Source organism: Shewanella sp. 4t3-1-2LB (assembly GCF_017368415.1).
In the GTDB taxonomy this organism is placed as follows: domain Bacteria; phylum Pseudomonadota; class Gammaproteobacteria; order Enterobacterales; family Shewanellaceae; genus Shewanella; species Shewanella fodinae.
In genome coordinates, this window is the sequence record NZ_JAFNJD010000032.1 from 25,252 (window position 1) to 43,931 (window position 18,680).

Annotated in this window: 12 protein-coding genes; 4 read left to right on the plus strand and 8 right to left on the minus strand. The window is 49.6% G+C overall.

Annotated features, from left to right (window positions below; all coding sequences use genetic code 11):
• Window positions 1-43: 43 nt before the first annotated feature.
• The 5 genes from J3L11_RS12515 to J3L11_RS12535 all read right to left on the minus strand — a co-directional run bounded on the left by J3L11_RS12515 (window position 44) and on the right by J3L11_RS12535 (window position 5,792).
• Complete coding sequence (locus J3L11_RS12515) at window positions 44-2,014, minus strand: TonB-dependent receptor (RefSeq protein ID WP_207571198.1); 1,971 nt, start codon at window positions 2,012-2,014, stop codon at window positions 44-46.
• A gap of 188 nt (window positions 2,015-2,202) precedes the next feature.
• Window positions 2,203-3,012 (minus strand): class I SAM-dependent methyltransferase, encoded by an 810-nt coding sequence (locus J3L11_RS12520; protein WP_189616955.1) that lies wholly within the window; start codon window positions 3,010-3,012, stop codon window positions 2,203-2,205.
• Window positions 3,013-3,031: 19 nt separating this feature from the next.
• Window positions 3,032-3,784, minus strand: coding sequence for an ABC transporter ATP-binding protein (locus J3L11_RS12525; RefSeq protein WP_189616956.1), 753 nt, complete (start codon window positions 3,782-3,784; stop codon window positions 3,032-3,034).
• A complete protein-coding gene (locus tag J3L11_RS12530) occupies window positions 3,781-4,767 on the minus strand; it encodes an iron ABC transporter permease (RefSeq protein ID WP_242695231.1) in 987 nt (328 codons plus the stop codon). The genes J3L11_RS12525 and J3L11_RS12530 overlap by 4 nt, the downstream gene beginning before the upstream one ends.
• Window positions 4,764-5,792, minus strand: coding sequence for an ABC transporter substrate-binding protein (locus J3L11_RS12535; protein WP_207571199.1), 1,029 nt, complete (start codon window positions 5,790-5,792; stop codon window positions 4,764-4,766). The genes J3L11_RS12530 and J3L11_RS12535 overlap by 4 nt, the downstream gene beginning before the upstream one ends.
• Before the next feature lie 432 nt (window positions 5,793-6,224).
• On the opposite strand from J3L11_RS12535, the gene J3L11_RS12540 reads away from it, so the two are divergent.
• Window positions 6,225-9,329 (plus strand): EAL domain-containing protein, encoded by a 3,105-nt coding sequence (locus tag J3L11_RS12540; protein ID WP_207571200.1) that lies wholly within the window; start codon window positions 6,225-6,227, stop codon window positions 9,327-9,329.
• Window positions 9,330-9,464: 135 nt separating this feature from the next.
• Entirely contained in the window at window positions 9,465-11,570 is a 2,106-nt protein-coding gene (locus J3L11_RS12545) for a TonB-dependent receptor (protein ID WP_207571201.1), read from the plus strand.
• A 52-nt stretch (window positions 11,571-11,622) separates the two neighbouring features.
• Here the strand turns inward: J3L11_RS12545 and J3L11_RS12550 are convergent, their stop codons facing one another.
• From J3L11_RS12550 to J3L11_RS12560, 3 genes are all read right to left on the minus strand, one after another.
• Complete coding sequence (locus J3L11_RS12550) at window positions 11,623-12,324, minus strand: hypothetical protein (protein WP_189616961.1); 702 nt, start codon at window positions 12,322-12,324, stop codon at window positions 11,623-11,625.
• Between the two features lie 61 nt (window positions 12,325-12,385).
• A complete protein-coding gene (locus tag J3L11_RS12555; RefSeq protein ID WP_207571202.1) occupies window positions 12,386-14,023 on the minus strand; it encodes an alkaline phosphatase in 1,638 nt (545 codons plus the stop codon).
• 16 nt (window positions 14,024-14,039) lie between these two features.
• Window positions 14,040-15,563, minus strand: a complete 1,524-nt coding sequence (locus tag J3L11_RS12560; protein WP_207571203.1) for an alkaline phosphatase — start codon at window positions 15,561-15,563, stop codon at window positions 14,040-14,042.
• A 492-nt stretch (window positions 15,564-16,055) separates the two neighbouring features.
• On the opposite strand from J3L11_RS12560, the gene J3L11_RS12565 reads away from it, so the two are divergent.
• Complete coding sequence (locus J3L11_RS12565; RefSeq protein WP_207571204.1) at window positions 16,056-16,670, plus strand: YitT family protein; 615 nt, start codon at window positions 16,056-16,058, stop codon at window positions 16,668-16,670.
• A 256-nt stretch (window positions 16,671-16,926) separates the two neighbouring features.
• Window positions 16,927-18,651 carry a ubiquinone-dependent pyruvate dehydrogenase gene (gene poxB, locus J3L11_RS12570; RefSeq protein ID WP_189616965.1) on the plus strand — a complete coding sequence of 575 codons (1,725 nt, stop codon included), beginning with the start codon at window positions 16,927-16,929 and terminating at the stop codon, window positions 18,649-18,651.
• Window positions 18,652-18,680 lie beyond the last annotated feature (29 nt).

Below are 18,680 nucleotides of genomic sequence, written 5' to 3' on the forward strand. Positions count from 1 at the left end.
GAACAGACGAGGTAACTGGCTGCTGTGCTACAACCGGTATTTTTTACATTCGATATTCGAGTCCCAACCAGAAATTTCGACCCTGCTCGATAAAGCCTTCGGAGTATTCATAACTGCGATCAAACAGGTTGTTAACGGAGGCATTCAGGCTGAGCTCTTTAAATAGCTGATAGTCAGCACGTAGATTAGTGAGAGCGAATCCGGCAGCAATCTGCGAGCCATCGCTATTGCTGTAACTGGAGTCACGGACTTCTTCGGACAATGTCAGGCTTAATGGTGCCCAAGGGGTGACTTTGACCCAAGCATTCGCCATCTGTTTAGGTAAACCGGTGATTTCCCCAATTTCTTCACGTTTTACGTCGGTGTGCGTGTAGCTATAGCTCAGACCCAATTCGGCAATATCCAGGATCTTACCTTTTAATCCGAGATCGATTCCGCTGTAATCAACCTGACCACTATTGCGATTCTGCAGGGTATTGGCGTCAATATTGATGGCAAGAATGGCATCATCTACGCGGTTGTAATAGGCGCTGGCTTCGTAGCTCCATTGCGTATTGATAAGACCACTGTAAGTGATATCAAGTGTGCGTGCCCGTTCTGGTTTTAGCTGCGGGTTTACGAGTGCCACTTGGCCTGTCGCTGGTTTAGAGGTGGTATAGCGTTCTTTTAGTGTCGGGAAGCGGCTACGATCAGAGAAGGAAAATGCCAGTGAATCCGTGTCGTTGACATGGTATTTCAACAATGCCTGCCAGTTAAAGGCGTGTTGATCGTTATCGTCATATTGGGTGATGCTGCCGTCGTCCTCATGCTGCATCCCTTCCAAGCTTTCGCGTTTGTCATAGCTGATGCCAGCAACTGCATCAAATTGTTCAGAGATGGCCCATTGATACTCGGATGCCAGGGAGATAGTGCGATCTTTGTAGCGGTCATAAAGGCCGTCAGGCGCGTCTTTTTCACGGTGTACATCTTCTTTCCAATGTGCGGCAAAGGACAGTTGATCACGCTGCCGCAAATCGGCGCTGAGTTGCAGGCCAGCACCGTTACTGAAGTCGTCATAACGGCTGTAGAAGCCGTTTTTCTGTTGCAGCGCCGATAGCGAGTTGTACATCATCAGTGTGTTGGTAAAGACATCATGATAAACACGACTTTTTAGCGTGAAAATGTCATTTAACCGAGTAAACCCCTGATAGTAGTAACTTTCCTTATTATAATCAGGCCATTGCCAGTAACGTGCTTTCTGCCCACTGTTACCAGCATAAGGTGGATTTTGCTTTTCGCCATCCTGTTTGATGTAGGTAAAAGTGTATTCATCGGTACTATTAGGCGTGATCCCTAACTTGATAATGCCACGCTTGTCATCAGCTTCGGAGTTGATCATTTTGCCGTCACTGCCGGCGACCTGATTATCTGTGCCATAAGGTAATCCCAGATAATCCTGTTTCAGGCGGCTCCCGGTGAACTGCAGGTAGCCAAGCTCACTGCGCATGCCGAGTGACAGATTGGCATCATAGGCATTGCTCTTATTACGAGTGAATCCTTGACGAAAAGCAGCACTGGCTTCAAATGGCTCTTGTGGTTTATGGGTAGTGAGGTTGATAGCACCCCCCATCTGGTTTGGCCCTTGTAACAATGAGGTGTATCCCTTGGAAACCTCTACCGAGTCCAAATTTGAGGACAGGAAGCGTCCGAGATCTAGGTTGCCATCATAAGGAACGTAAACTGGGATACCATCATAAAATACCGGCACCTGACGACTGTCAAAGCCGCGAACTCTGACCTGTAATTCGTTGCGACTGCCAGATTTTTGCAAAGACACCCCTGGAATAACACTTAACGCTTGGGCGACATTGGTCTTTCCCAATTGCTCAAGTGTTTGTTGATCAATGCGGGTGCTGGTATCGGCAACTTGACTGCCCCATATGGTCAGGCGTTCAGTGCTGCTATCATCCGCGATGGCATATTGCTGGCCACTGATGACGAAGCAAATAAATAATGAGAGCTTGTTAAATTTCATAATGAACCTCAATATCGATATATAATTAACTATATAACGATGTCTATGCCAAAAAATGGCAGTAAAAGCTGCCCGTCAGACATCTGAAAGGCGGTGGTTATCATTACGGCAATTGAGGGTTATTGCCGTTATCACTTTACTGTGGCTTGCCGGATGTGGGCCCAGCGGCAAGCCTGGTATTAGTCGGATTACAGTGTTGTGGTTTTGTCCCAATACACCAGTGCCCAATCTCTGGATGGCGGGACGATAGTCTCACCCAACCGACGTTTTTGTTGATAAAAATCAAACAGACGTTGCTGTTCAACGTCATCCAATGCCCCCAACGACCAACTGACTGACTCTGAGAACTGTTCAAATGTATCAGTCTTGTTCTGGCAGTTTGGTCCTCGGATATAATCAACTTTAGGGTTAATGCCCAGCTGATATAGAATATTCACGGCGAAAATATAATTAGGCAACTCCACTACCGGGCGACCAATGGCGCGCTGGACGGCGACATCTACAAAAGATGTGGCTACCGTATGGGTGGTGTAAATGCGCAGACGAGCCTTGTTATTCAGTTTGATGAGCGCCTGACGCAGATCGGCCACCAGCGTAGAGCGAGACGCGACAGCGAGATCGCATTCAGGAATATCAGACCAATCATCTTCCCAAGATTTATTGATCAAAGTGACATTATGCAACCCTAAACCTTGTGCGCGTCTGCCTGCGACTTCCAGCATGCCACGGCTGTAATCAACGCCATAAACTTGAGTTAGTGATGCCGCCAGATTGAGGCATACAGAGCCTGGGCCACAGCCCATATCCAGCAGTGTACTAGCTCCCTGCAGTGACATTTTCTGTTGTAGTTGCAGCAGATAGGGATCTTGTGGGTTAGCGCATACTTCGGCCATTTTTTCTGCGCGGGCATCCCAGTGCTCCGGCGCTTTCGTGCTGCGCCCGGCCTGTTGCATCTGTTGCCGGTAAAGCTCGGCAAAGTCTAACTCGTCCAGTACCATTTACTGATTCCTCATACACTTAAATTTCGATTCCCAGATGATGTCTGATATCGGCTTCTTGCACATCATAGAGCGCTGCCAGCTTCTGTCCTGTGAGCATGGCCGCAGCACTGCCTTGTTGTGCCCCTAACGGGGACAGCAACACCACCCGGTCCGCGATAGCTCGGGCATGAAGCGGGTGATGCGTAGACATCAACAACGTCATACCTTCACTTTTCAACTGACGGATTTTCTTCAGCAGGGTGATCTGACGGCCGAAATCCAAACTGGCTGCAGGTTCATCCATAACCAATAATTTGGGCTGTTGGATCAATGCCCTAGTGATTAGCACCAGTTGCCGCTCGCCACCGCTGAGGGAGGGATATTGTCTGGTAGCCAGATGCGCAATTCCCATGTTTTCCAACAGTTCCAGTGCCTGTTGCCGATCTTTTGCTGATGGCGAGGAGAACGTTTTTAAATGGATGCTTCGTCCCATCAACACCATATCCAGTACGCTGAAAGCAAACGGGCTATCATGTGCCTGGGGAACATAGGCCATCCATTTCGCCAGTTCGTGAGCACGCCAGTCACGGATAGGTCGGCGTTGCAACAGGATGTTACCTCCCTGCAGCGTTAACCGACCCAACAAGCTGCGGATTAAGGTGGTTTTACCACAGCCATTGGCACCGAGCAGACAACAGACCTCTCCCGCTTCAATATTAAAAGAGATCTGCTGCAATACTGGGTGTTGCGGATAGCCGATAGCGGTATTGGCAAATTGCACCAGAGTCACAGCCGCTCCCTCCGCATTAATAGCAAGAGGAAGAAAGGGGCACCGATCATCGCAGTGAGTATGCCTAGCGGCAGTTCTACCGAACTGACGGTGCGCGCCAAGGTATCGGTTACCAGTAACAGAATCGCGCCCACTGCCATCGACATCGGCAACAGTTGCCGATTATTGGCGCCAGTGATGATGCGGCAAATATGCGGCACCACCAACCCGACCCAGCCAATGATGCCTGCAATGGCTACTGCACTGGCGGTTACCAGTGTTGCGCTGACAATAAATATCACCCGCAGACGGGTAACATTGACGCCCATAGCACTTGCTTCCTCATCAGGCAGACTCAGCAAGTTCATACGCCAGCGTAACAACCAAAGTGGCAGTAAGCCCAGTAATGTCAAGGGGGCGGCAACTTGTAAGTCATTGATGGTGATGGTATTGAGCCCCCCCAGCAACCAAAAGGTGATGGATGGCAACTCGGTATAAGGATCCGCCAGCACTTTAATCAGCGAGATCATGGCACCGAAAAGCGTGCCGATGGCGATACCAATTAATACCAGTGACAGCACTGGGTCCTGACGCCGGGTGAAACGGGCGATAACACATACTAGTGCGACGACCAACAGTCCTCCGACAAACGCTAACCCCTGAATATACAGCATGGATAATCCCAGTAGTATCGCCACACTCGCGCCCATACCGGCACCGGCAGAAACGCCAAGAATATCTGGCGATACCAAAGGATTGCGGAACATGCCCTGATAAGTGGTACCGGCCGCAGCTAAACCGGCTCCGATCAGCAATGCCGCCAGCATTCTTGGCATCCGGATCTGCCAGAAGACGATCGACAAACGCGGATCGTGAGGGGGGTTACCTGTCAGCAACTGACTAATATCGCTTAAACCCAACGGGTATTTGCCAGCACTTAGGGCCAATATCATGCCAGAGAGCAGCAATAAGCCAATTATGGCCGTGACGGGAACGCACTTCATATCGTCGGTACCAAAGTGCGGTAGTCATCATCACTGAGTGTGCTGTGAAAAAATTGCTGGAAAAACTGCTGCATTTCCGCTTTAAACGCAGAGCGCAGACCGCTATCAAGATGCGCCTGTAATCTTCTCACGCCCAACAGGCGATTAACGCCTGGCGGCGCATCGAGCCAGCCAAACGGAAAGCGCCGATATAACAATACCTGCTGCTGTTTCACCGCAGTAATCCCTCGCCATTGCGGCGATTGGGTAATATGTTGCCAGGTGGCCTCATCCTGAGTAATGATCAAATCGGGTTGCCACAGGAGTATTTGCTCCAGTGAAACCTGTGCCAGTCCTTTACGATCTGTGTCGCTGACCACATTACGCAAACCCAGTAGTTCTATTGCTTCCGTGTGGAGTGAACCAGTGACTCCGGTTTCCAGTCCTCTGGCTCCCCGTGCAGCGTAAAAGCTAAGATTTTTGCCAGTACTGGCGGCAAAGGTGCGGGCATCACCGAGAATTTGTTCGGCAGTTGCTGCCAGTTGTGCTGCTTGGGAATCAACGCCAAGTACTGCGCCAGTTTGTTTTAATTGTGCGGGCGAGTCCGTCAGTTTGCCACTGACGAGAAGATACGGAGTATTGGTTTGTGTGACCGTCCGCTGTGCCAGCGAGCGGAAGGTATCGCTGATATCTCCGCAATCAATAATCAGATCGGGCTTGAGCGCCAAAAGTTGCTCCAATGATAGGGTACTGGCGCGTCCGGCAAGACGCCCAAGCTTTGGCAACTGTGTGACTGACGGGCTCAACCATTGCGCGCCTTGTCGCAAGTCAAAGCTGGAGAAACCCAACAGCAGCTGTGGTGCTAACGCCAGAAGCAACATATCTGCTGGGGCTCCGGCACTCAGCACTTGGCGTATATTACCTGGCATTGGCATCTTGCCAAACGGCAATAACAACGGCGATTCTGCTCTTGCCAGCGATGGAAATGCTGCTAAGAGCCCACAGCCTGCCAGTCCTTGCATTAATGAGCGACGCGTAACATCCATAAATTCTGTCAATCTCGAAGTAACTTCGTTATATACTATTTTATATAACGGTATGTTATTAAAATAGCGACTACTGTCAAGGTAACTGAATGTGAGCTTAGTTGCATATTTAAAGTTGCGATGATGCTGATATTGGCAAACAGTTATACGGTCAGGACACCTAAAATTCTTAGATTTAGCCACCTAATATGCCAATCGTGATTGAGGAAAACACTGCCTCGCCCTGAAAAAACGACAAATCTATGACAGCCGTCTTAACGCGAATATTATCCGTGGCGAATATTCAATGCCCGTGCTAGGCTGCTGTTTGAATTCTTAAAATAAATTATGTTTATTCAAGTAAATAGAATTTTTTATCTGTAGGGTGGAGAATAGAGTAGCTGTCATCGCAAGGAGTTTCGATCGCTCAATCCACCGTAAAATTAAGGATGAATGATGATTCGCCATTGGATGGGACAACTGAAGGAGTTCAGTGATCGCACTACGCAGTTGCCCGGTATTTTTTGGCTCGCGGTTTATGGGGCGTTGACTGCCACATTAGGTCTGCTGTTTCAGCAGCCATATTCTCTGGTGCATCTGGATGCTGCTGGTGCTTTGGTTTTGGGGTTAAGAAGCATAAATCCTAAACCTTTTATAGCAGATCTATGGATTGTTACCGGGATATTGCTGTTAAGCATTGCCGCCAATATCATTTACTATCATGAGACGCTGCCCAGCGCCATACTTCAGTCAATGACCGTGGTGATACAAGGCCTGCTAGGTGCTTGGTTGTTGTCACTGTTTTTTCTAAAAAAAGTAGACTTTGCCAGCTTTGATGGAATGTTAAAGCTGCTGTTTATCGGCGTTACTTTACCCGCATTATTATGTAGTTGTTTGCCCGCCTTGCTGCCTTATAGCAACTTCGATGAATTTTCCCCGCGCTGGTTCCGATGGTTTTGTAACCTCGGACTGTCAGCATTATTGTTTAGCCCACTGCTTATTTATGGTGTGCTATTACCGCGTAATCGGTTTGCAAAACAGAGTTCACCACTACTTTTACTGTTTTATTGGTTACTGACGTTGGCGGTGACCGAATGGATGGTGACTCATTTCCCTTTCAGCGAGCATAAAATCTCCCTGCAGTTGTTGTTACTGATGTCTATGCTGGTGCTTTATGCTGTCAGTTTTTCTATCAGGTTTAATAGCCTAGTGCTCTGTTGTGTTGGTGTACTCGCGCTGCGCTCACTGCAATTCAATAGCGCTGACAATGATATCCATCAGCGCCTCAACGATTTGGTTTTGCTTACTTTTTTCATCTTAGTGGTCGTTAGTGTCAAACTTGCTGTCTGCATGTTAATAAATGAAAAAAACGTGGCATTTAACAAAAGTCGCCGCAGCCGACAAATGTTTGAAGTGCTCAGTAGCATTAATCAGAACCTTATCGGCTTTGACAGCAGTGAGCGGGAAATTTTCAGCAAAGTCTGCCGCATCATCACGGAAGATATAGGTTTAGAGCAGGCCTGTATCAGTGTTTTTGCCCCTTATATTGGTCGTCCTGAGGCTCCTCACACCTACAAAGTTGCCTGGCGTTATGTGTTTCCGGAACATGATTGCGCTCACGACGGTGGGGCTTTCCCAGTGGATTTAAGCCGGATTTCCGAAAGCCATGGTTATAAGGCGTTTCAACATAGCGGCTGTTGCTCTGGCTGTGACAGAAGTTGCCATTACGACACTAGGGTATCTTTTCCTATTTACCGCTCTGGTCATATTCATGGCGTACTCACCGTCTTCGACAACAAAGGTTTTATCTTTGATGAAGATATGCACCGGTTGTTTGAGGATTTGGTAAAAGACCTCAGCTTTGCTCTGACCTCTTTGGATGATCATATCAAGCTGAAACTCGGGTATGAGGCGTTTGAGTACAGTCAGGAATCGATCGTCATCACCGATCCTCAAGGCAACATGATCAATGTCAATCCGTCTTTCTGCCGGATCACCGGATACTCGGCCGAGGAAGTGCTTGGGCATAATCCGCGGATCCTTAAATCCAACAAACAATCTGACGAATTTTACACTGAGATGTGGCAAACCTTATTGGACAAAGGCAGTTGGTCTGGTGAGTTTTGTAATAAACGTAAAAATGGTGAGTTATATGTGCAGCGCGGCACCATTTCTACCGTGACAGACCAACGTGGTGAGGTGAAACATCTGATTGCGGTGATGGAAGATGTTACCCGTCAGCAGCAAGCGGAAGAATATGCCCGGCGTTTGGCAAATTTTGACACACTCACAGGGTTACCCAATCGCAATAAACTCAACGAGGTATTTTTCAAAAGCAGTAACCAAGCCGAAAAACAGCGGCGTTCGCTGGCCGTTATGTTTATTGATCTAGATGATTTTAAACATGTAAATGATGCCATGGGGCACCAATTTGGTGACGAGGTGCTAAAGGCCGTCTCTAGCCGTTTGCAACAGCAGATTGATTTGGATGACACCTTGTTCCGTTTTAGTGGTGATGAATTCTTGCTGTTAACGCCGTATGACAGTGTCGGTACCATAGAACTGGCTCAGCAATTGATTGCCTCTGTCAGTAAGACGTTTACCATAGGCGGTAAGGTGATCAATATTGGCTGCAGCATCGGTATTGCTATTTCCCCAACCGATGGCCTGACCATAGATCAACTGGTAGGTAGCGCTGATGCCGCAATGTATCGCGCTAAAGGTGTCGGGCGGGGCACTTATGCCTTTTTCTCCGCCGACATGCAGACGGACGCGCTGGAAAAACTCAACCTCAAACATGATCTCGCGCTGGCAATCGATAATGACGAGCTGTGCTTGCATTTTCAGCCCAAGGTTAATATTCAGGATGACACCTTGATTGGGGCTGAAGCATTGGTCCGCTGGCATCACCCAACCCGCGGCGAGTTAGCGCCGGGAAATTTCATTCCCCTGGCAGAAGAATCTGGGCAGATAGTCATGATCGATCGCTGGGTGCTGGAAGCGGTGATTCGTCAACTTAGTGACTGGATCCAAGCGGGGATTGCGCCGCTGCCAATCGCCCTTAACCTGTCACTGCCTATGTTTCAGCGGCCGCAGTTTGTGGATGAAGTGATTTATCTGTTGGAGCGCTATCAGGTGCCCGCAGAGTTGCTGGAACTGGAGGTCACCGAGCGGGTGGCGATGGGCGACCTAGACTATACCGTTAGCACGTTACGGGCATTGAAGCAGGTGGGGGTAAGTATCTCCATCGATGATTTTGGTACTGGGTATTCGAGTCTTGCTTATCTATATGATTTTCCTATCGATACGTTGAAAATTGATAAAGCATTTGTCAGCGATATCACCCATAACCGCAAGAAACAGGGAATTGTCAGCGCCATTGTTTCGCTCAGTATCACCATGGGTCTGAAGACCGTGGCAGAGGGCATAGAAACTGTTGATGAAAAAGCCTATTTGCGTAATCTTCACTGTGACTTTTACCAAGGCTACCTGTTTTCCCGTCCGGTAGCGGCAGACATCTTTTGCGCACGTTATCTCAAGTCCCCGCCACAGCAATAGTTTTTATTGAGTGTTAGGCGTTGTTCACAACTTAACCAGATAGAATTGATAAATCGCATATATTAATTGAAATGATAACTACTATCATTTACGATCTCGAAAAATTTCAATTCCTGCTGTTGCTTAAGGTGTCAAATGCAGCCTCCTTCACTGATTTCTATTGCTGTACTCAGTGCGTTATATGCTATTCCTGGTGTGGCAGAGGAGACGACCTCCGCGGCCACTCCTAATACTAATATTGAGCGCATGACGGTCACTGGCCGAGCACAGTCTTTATACCGTGCGGATGATGGTTCTCTGGCGACCCGTACCAACACCCCGATTGAACGCACACCGCAGTCAATCCAAATTTTGCCAGAAACGTTGATTGAAGATCAGGCGGCACTTGAAGTCACCGATTTATACCGTTCTATCAGTGGCGTTAGCCAATATGCCTACTCGGCGGTCACGTTCCGCGGCTTTCATCAGGACGAAATCCTCTATGATGGTGTGCGCGGTGATCCATTCAACGGTTTTGCTATTCCGCAGCTATTCAATATTCAGCAGGTACAAGTGCTTAAAGGGCCAAGTGGCGCTATTTATGGCGCTGGTTCTCCCGGTGGCTTGATCAACTATGTCACCAAGAAACCGGCATATCAGCACAATAACAGCATCAAGCTGGGCTTAGGCAATGATGATTTTACCAGTGGCAGTGTCGAATTGACCGGGCCAGTGACCGATAGTGGTGACCAACGTTATCGATTGGGCATTTATCAGGATCACGAAAATCCCTACCGTTACAACACCGATGTGCGTAACCGCATCATTGATACTGGCTATGCGTTTGACTTGGGTGACAGCACCACGCTGACGCTGCAACTGACCGATGTGAAACAGAATTACGGCGGCGCCCGGTTGCGTGGCATTCCGGCAGATAAAATGGGCAATTTTCTCGCTAGTACCCGTTGGAATAGTAACGAAAAATCTGATTTTCAGCGGCTGGATGCCACCGTCTATCAAGCACGACTGGATCAGGACATCAACAGTTGGCTCAGCACCAATGTGACACTGCGTTATTTCGAAAATACTGAAGTACAGAAATATCACGAGCCTATCAGCATGGATGATACCGATGGCGACGGCGTTGCCGACTGGGCTGCGCGGCAGTATCGCAATCAGACGCGAGATACCAAGGCCGGTTCTGTGACCGGTAACTTGGTGGCAGAGTTAGGACAACATACCGTGTTGCTCGGGGGCGATTTTTTCCGGCAGAAAGAAGGGTTTTATTACCTGCGTGCCACGGCGTCAGGTGGCGTACTCGGGCTGAGCTACACCGACCCGCAATATGGGGTAACTGACGTTGCTAATTATCAGCAAAAGCTGAACACAGATTCTGACACCACTGCGCTGCGTTATGGTCTGTATCTGCAGGATCAATGGCGTATTACCGATGACTGGGATGTGCTGGCCGGGGTACGTCTGGACGGTTTTGATGACAAAGTTATCGACAATATCAGCGCCAGCCGAGATGACTACGATGACAGCGGTTTCAGTTATCGTATCGGCAGTACCTACAAAATCAATGAACATCTGCATCCGTATGCGACTTGGGCCACGGGCTTTGTACCGCAAGATGCCGCCAGCCAACTGAGCAGCAAGGGCGGCCCATTTGATCCTGAGGAAAGCAAGTTAGCGGAAGCGGGTGTTCGGAGCTTCTGGTTTGATAATGCGATAAATATCAACCTCGCGGCCTATCACATCGTGCGGGAAAATATTCTGCAGACGGATCCGCTCGATACTGACAAGCTGCAAGCGCTGGGCAAGGTCCGTAGCCGTGGCGTAGAACTCGATGTACTGGGGGATCTGACTGAGCACTGGGTACTGAATCTGAGCTACGCCTACAACGATACCGTAGTGAAAGAAGCCACCAGTGGGATCAGCCGCGCTTATGGTGATCGCTTTGCCAACGCGCCGCGCCATCAGTTAGGGCTGTGGAGCCGTTACGATATTGCCGCGATCAATTCCGCCATTGCCTTTGGTGCCGATTATGTCAGTGAGCAGTTTGATCAAGAAGGTGGGCGCATCAAGCCTTATACAGTGTTTGATGCCTCATGGCAGAGTCACTGGCAGAACTGGCAATTCCAGCTCAACATCAAAAATCTGTTTGATAAAGAATACGCGGTCAGTGGCCTGATTAACCGTACCGGATTATTTCCGGGGGATCACCGTCGAGTTTACGCCTCAGTTACCTACCATTTCTGAGAAGTTATAAATGGAGTAAGCCGATGTTAATTCATCGGCTTACTTTGTTGTGTCAATGACTATGGTTACCCAGCGGATTACCGCGACTGTCATAGGCCGCGTGCTCGCTATGTTCGACAAAGCCCTGATTGATCATCTTTGCTAGGAACGGATCCTGTTCATTATCACCAACATCGGCAAAATCGGTGCGTTTATAAGCTTGCCATTGCTGAAAGTGGCCTGTCACGTCGGCACTATTTACAAATTGTTGTGCCTGCCAACGGCTGACTTTACCTTGCACTGTGGTTTCCAAGGTCAGGGGAAGTTGCAGGGCGGTGCTCCACAACATGCGGTAATGCACCTGATGGTAGTCACCTTCGTAGGCTTCGGCCTCAGCACAGTCAGACTGCGGGACTTTCGTCAGTGCTTGGCGTAGATGGTTCGCTGCAAAGCTTTCAATCTCTGCCTGTGACACCTGTACTCCCAGTGTCCTCAAATCACCCATGTAATAGTCAATACGGCGTTTGGCTTCGCCAAATACCCGACTGAACTGTGGATGCTGCGGATTATCAAAGCGCCACCACTCGGCCACTTGGTTCTGCGGATTGTAGAAGGCGGTCTGCGCCTGCTGGCGCAGCAACAGCAAAGTGCCCTGGTGTGCGCCACTGAGCTGATACTGTATGCCCCAGTTTTGGGTTGGCATGCTATTAGGGCAAAAATCCACGGCACTGGCGGCGGTAGGCAGCAGTAATAACAGCATCGGAAGCAATTTCATGATAAGACTCCAAAGAATAAAAGGAACAGCGACTGGCCGCCGCTGTTCCGTTACTGAGGCATCAGTTTTGTGTCTGTGCCGCTTCCGCACGACCTACCAGATTGGCCGCGTAGTTCATCACATGGAACAACATATTCTGTTCCACCGAACCGGTAACCAGCTGGGCACCAGGGCCGGTAGCATAAACGGCAACGTCTTCACCGGCATGGGTTTCACTGCCTAGTGGCACGGTGGCTTCTTGGCGATAGTCCACATCGGTGACGTTATACAGGTTCAGATCGGGACGGTGGTTGTCGGTGTTGACCGGATCGTTACCAAAACCAAAGCCAGGACCGTTGGCATAACCCAGTGTAGTGTAAGGCATGCCATTGCTATCGGTGCTGTAAGTGGTTGCTGGTTCACCACTTTCATTAACCCCACGTACCAATCCCAGAATCGGGTTTCCGCGGACCGGATAACCGGCGATGGTGAACACATGGCTATGGTCAGCGGTGACTAGGATCAGTGTATCTTTATCGGCTTTTTCCATGGCAACGCGTACGGCGTCTGACAACGCCACTGTGTCTTCCAGCGCCCGAGCGGCATTACCGGCATGATGGGCGTGATCGATACGGCCACCTTCCACCATCAGGAAATAGCCTTTATCATTCTGCTTCAGCATTTCCAGGGCGCGGCTGGTCATCTCTGCCAGTGAAGGTTCACCGGCACCATCGCCATCTACGCGGTCAGCTTCGTACTGCATATGGCTGTTTTCGAACAGTCCTAACAGATGTTTGACGCTGCTAGTATCCACACTCATAAACTGTGCGCGGTTCCACACGTAAGCACCATCGCTGTATTTGCTGATCCATTCGGCGGTCAGATCGCGACCATCGTTACGGCGACCGGTGCGACCATATTCAGGATCCGTTGCGGTATTTGGCATAAAGTAAGTCCGACCACCCCCCATCGCCACTTCTGGGCCATCCCCATAAGGGAAGTCGATAAGTTGTGAGGCAATATCCTTACAACCTGCATCCAAGGCGGCTTGTGGCATATCGCTGTCAGCTTCCCAGTTACGCTCAACCGCATGGGAATAGGTTGCAGCGGGCGTCGCATGGGTCAGGCGTGCGGTAGAAATAATCCCGGTACTCATGCCGGCAATTTCTGCCAGTTCCAACGCGGTCATCACTTCATGACCGGCGCTGGTGCTGCACTCATCACGTACTGCGGCATCCGACACCGAAATAATGCCATCTTTGGTCTTCACGCCAGTGACGATGGCGGTCATGGTTGGCGCTGAGTCAGGTGTCTGCTGGTTGGCAGAATAAGTCTTTACCAGACCGGAATAAGGGAAGGTTTCAAAGCTCAGGCGATTCTCTTCACCGCTGTTGCCCTGTTGCTGTCCCTGATAAATGCGCGCGGCGGTTAGGGTAGAAATACCCATGCCGTCACCCACGAACAGAATGATATTTTTGGCTTTACCTGCCGGGTCGCTAATGCTGTTTTTACTGGCGTTGGCAACCGTAGCCTGACCCGCCATAAACCACTCATTGGCCGCGGTGTAATCACGACCATCAGTGCCATTTTGACCATTACTGCCATCGCTACCAGCAGGGCCGGTAGCACCCGTATCACCTTTATCGCCATCGCTGCCACAGCCGGCTAAAGTCAATACCGACAAGGTCATCATGGCGAGCACAATTGCTTTCAATTTCATCTTTGCATCCCTCAAATCAGTACTTGCTGCCACCCAGAGCACCTGCCTGGTTCATGACGTGGAAAATGACGTTCTGTTCGACGCTACCTTGGAACAGCCAGGCACCAGGGCCTGCGGCATAAATCGCCACATCTTCAGCGGCATGGGTTTCACTGCTCAGCGGCACTTGTGCTTGCTGCAAGAAGTCCACATCGGTGGTATCCATTGCCGTCAAATCCTCGCGGGCTCCGGTTTTGGCTCCAGGGCCATTGGTGTAACCGAGCGTGGTGTAAGGCAGACCGTCTGATGCCAGCGATGGCGAGGTGCTGATGGTTTCGTCATTGGGCTCATGCACCAAACCGAGGATTGGATTGCCACGGGCAGGATAACCGGCAATGGTGAAGGTATGGCTGTGATCGGCAGACACGATGATCAGCGTATCCTGTAGATCGACTTTATCCATTGCGGCCTGCACTGCATCAGACAAGGCAACAGTATCGGCCAGTGCGCGCGCCGCATTACCGGCATGGTGGGCATGGTCGATACGGCCACCTTCCACCATCAAGAAATAACCTTTGTCATTTTTCTTAAGTATATCAATCGCCTTGCTGGTCATTTCGGCCAGAGACGGTTCGCCAGCGGTATCGTCAGCACGGTCGGCTTCATATTGCATATGTGACGCTTCAAACAATCCCAGCAGGTGGTCGGTGGTGCTAACATCTACCGCATCAAAGGCTTCCTTGTTCCAGACATACGCAGCGTGGGGGAATTTTTCACCCCAGGCGGCTGTCAGATCATTACCATCGACACGACGCCCCTTGGCGCCTTCACCGTCGGTCACTGTGTTGGGCAGAAAGTAACTGCGGCCACCGCCAAGGGCGACTTCCAGACCGTCACCTGGGGCATCCATTACCAACTGGTAGGCGATATCGTGGCAACCATTGGCAACGGCTTCAGCCGTCAGATTGCTGTCTGCTTCCCAGTCGCGTTCTGGTGTATGGGCATAGGTTGCCGCAGGGGTGGCGTGGGTGATACGAGCGGTGGAGATAATCCCAGTGGATTTGCCCAAATCTTCTGCCAATTCCAGGGCTGTTTTCAGTTCATTACCTTTGCTGGATAAACAGTTGCCCCGGATAGACTCAGAGGACACTGATAACATGCCATCTTCGGTTTTTACGCCAGTGATCATGGCGGTCATGGTCGGCGCTGAGTCCGGAGTTTGCTGATTTACCGAATAAGTTTTTGAAAGCGCACTATAGGGAAAAGTCTCAAAACTCAGACGGTTCTCTTCACCGCTTTTGCCTGCCGCTTGTCCCTGATAGATGCGTGCGGCGGTCAGGGTCGATACTCCCATACCATCGCCGACAAAGAAAATGATGTTTTTAGCCGTACCGGTTTTACGTGCTTCGGCAACTTTAGCGGCGACAGCTTCAGCACCGGCAGTAAACCAGTTGCTTTGGGTCTGTGCAGCGGGCAAAACGGCAGCGTTTGCCGCAGTGCTCACCAACGCGGTTGCGACAGCCGTGGTCAGCACGGCTAGAACCTGGGGTAGGGTTTTCATTGCTATCCTCGCGTTATTTCCTGTTGTGATTGTGGGCCGACAATCATGTCGGTCAGCGCCGATTCTGGGGGATTTAGATGACACTAATGTTGCTGAAAGGTTAAACATTTTTATGCTTATCTTTACCGTGCTTATGCAGCGGTTGTCCCGGCTTAAAATCGCTCTCGTAACCGCATCAGTAGTAACACCACTGTAGCCATTGATGCCTGTTATAAATGCAGTGCTTTATTCAATAAAGCAGTATGTGGAATGTATTGTTTACGAATTATGTTAAGTGTTTATGCGGTTTATAGCGAAAAAATGTTGACTTGTTGATTTCATTGTTCTCAAATATGAACTTTCCATGAGCGCACTATAATGTTACAACTGTGTTCAATTATTTTGCCACTACCGCAGATGACAGTTTTCTGCTGTTGCTATCTTTTTATGCGAGATGGTGACTAAAATGGCGCTTAAAGTGCAAAATTAGTCATTATAATAATTGGTATTTTCATGGAATTTGTTACGGCTCCCAAGCGAGAACACTCCTTGCTCGAGGATATTACTGCCCTGTTTATTGGCAGCTGTTTTGTGTCACTTGGCGTGTTTTTTTTACGTCAGGCGGGTTTACTCACCGGTGGAACCGCGGGTCTGTCGTTATTGCTGACTCATCTGACCCCGTTGTCTTTTGGGCAACTGTTTGTGTTACTGAACTTGCCATTTTTCTGGCTGGCGTGGCGCAAGATGGGGCGGAGTTTTACGTTAAAGACCTTTATCTCGATTGTCGTGGTATCGGTCATGAGTGATCACCTAGACGTGGTGCTGGGGTTCACGCAACTCAACACACTGTATGCGTCGCTAGTGGGCGGCTTATTGTTGGGGATGGGACTGCTGATTATGTTTAGGCATAAATCCAGTCTCGGCGGATTTAATATTTTTGCCCTGTATATGCAGGATAAATTCAATATCCGCGCCGGTAAGTTACAGATGGTTCTGGATTGTGCCATTGTGATTGCCTCTTTTTTTATTATCAGTCCATGGCTGCTGGCATTGTCAGTGTTTGGCGCCGTGGTCACCAATTTTGTGCTCGCAGTCAACCACAAACCTGGTCGCTACTGCGGGTCCTGAACCCTGAGTTTCTCAATCTATGAGAAGTTCATTCCGGCCCTTCATTTGAAGGGCTTTTTTTATGCCTTAATAGAATTCACAGCTATATCGATATAAAAACTTGCCCTAATGACCGAATAAAATTGATCTTGCGCACATTTTTTAACGGAGGGATGATGTGTCTTGTAAGAAAATTTCAATTTATTCAGCTATAGAATTAGCAAATCACTGAATTAATAAGCTGCCATCAGTGATTAAAAACAGTGGAGTGTATTGTATGGGGCAAAGTATTGCGTATTTCATTGCCGATACCCTGAGTAAAGCGGGTGTCAAACGGATGTGGGGCGTTACTGGCGACTCACTCAATGGTATCAGCGACAGTTTACGAAAAATCGGCACCATCGAATGGCTTGGTACTCGTCACGAAGAAACCGCTGCTTTTGCTGCCGGGGCGGAAGCCAGCATCTCCGGTGAATTATCGGTATGTGCCGGTTCCTGTGGCCCGGGTAACTTACATCTGATCAATGGGTTGTTTGATTGCCATCGCAACCATGTGCCAGTGCTGGCGATTGCGGCTCATATTCCTTCTGCCGAAATCGGCACTAACTATTTTCAGGAAACTCATCCGCAGGAATTATTTAAAGAATGTAGCGTGTTCTGCGAGCTGGTGTCTAATCCAGAGCAGATGCCTTACTTGCTGGAAACCGCTATGCGCCAGGCGATACTGCATCGTGACGTAGCTGTGATTGTTCTGCCTGGCGATATCGCGTTAAAACCGATGCCGGAAGGGGTTGAACCTAAATGGAGTTTGCCAAAACCTGCCACCTATCTTCCTGCCATGCCTGACATTGAAACACTGGCACAGCGACTGAATGGCAGCAGCAAGGTAACCCTTCTTTGCGGCGCTGGTTGTGCCGATGCTCATGATGAAGTGGTAGCTCTCGCCGCTAAACTGCAAGCACCTATCGTCCATGCACTGCGTGGTAAGGAATATCTGGAATACGATAATCCCTACGATGTGGGCATGACAGGACTTATCGGTTTTGCTTCCGGCTACCATGCGATGCGCCAGGCTGAGACCGTGCTGTTGCTTGGCACCAGCTTCCCTTATCGGGCGTTTTATCCAGAAAAAGCCAACATATTGCAGGTGGATAACAACCCGGCATCGCTTGGTCGTCATTGCCAGATTGATTTCGGCGTGTTGGGTGATATCAAACACACCATTGATGAATTGTTGCCGCTGATCGATGAGGGGCGTTCCCGTAGCCATCTGGATCAGTGTTTGAAAAACTACCATGAAGCCAGAAAAGATCTAGACGATCTGGCCAGCGGCAAAACCTCTCACAACCTCATTCATCCGCAATATCTGGCGCGGCTGATCAGTGAAACCGCCGCCGAAGATGCGGTGTTTACTGCCGACGTGGGCACACCGACGGTTTGGGCAGCGCGTTATCTACAGATGAATGGCAAACGGCGGCTGATAGGTTCTTTTAACCACGGCTCGATGGCTAACGCCTTGTCACAAGCGATGGGCGCTCAGGCCGAAAACCGCCAGCGGCAAGTGGTCGCCATGTGTGGTGACGGTGGTTTCTCCATGCTGATGGGGGATTTACTGTCGCTGCGACAGTTGAAGCTGCCAGTGAAAATTGTGGTATTCAATAACCGTTCGCTAGGGTTTGTGGCGATGGAAATGAAGGCTGGCGGTTACCTTTCCAACGACACTGATTTGCAAAACCCCAGCTTTGCTGCAATTGCAGAGGCTTGCGGGGTTCGCGGTATCCACGTGGACGATCCTAAAGCCTTGCCGCAAGCGTTGCAGGATGCCTTCGATGATGAAGGGCCGGTAGTGGTGGAAGTGGATACCGCCAAGCAGGAACTGGCAATGCCACCACAGATCAAGTTTGAACATGCCAAAGGCTTTAGCCTGTATATGATGAAAGCCATTATCAATGGCCGTGGTGATGAAATTGTCGAATTGAGTAAGACTAACTGGTTCCGTTAGGCGTTTATCGTCTATCCCAATCAATTAAC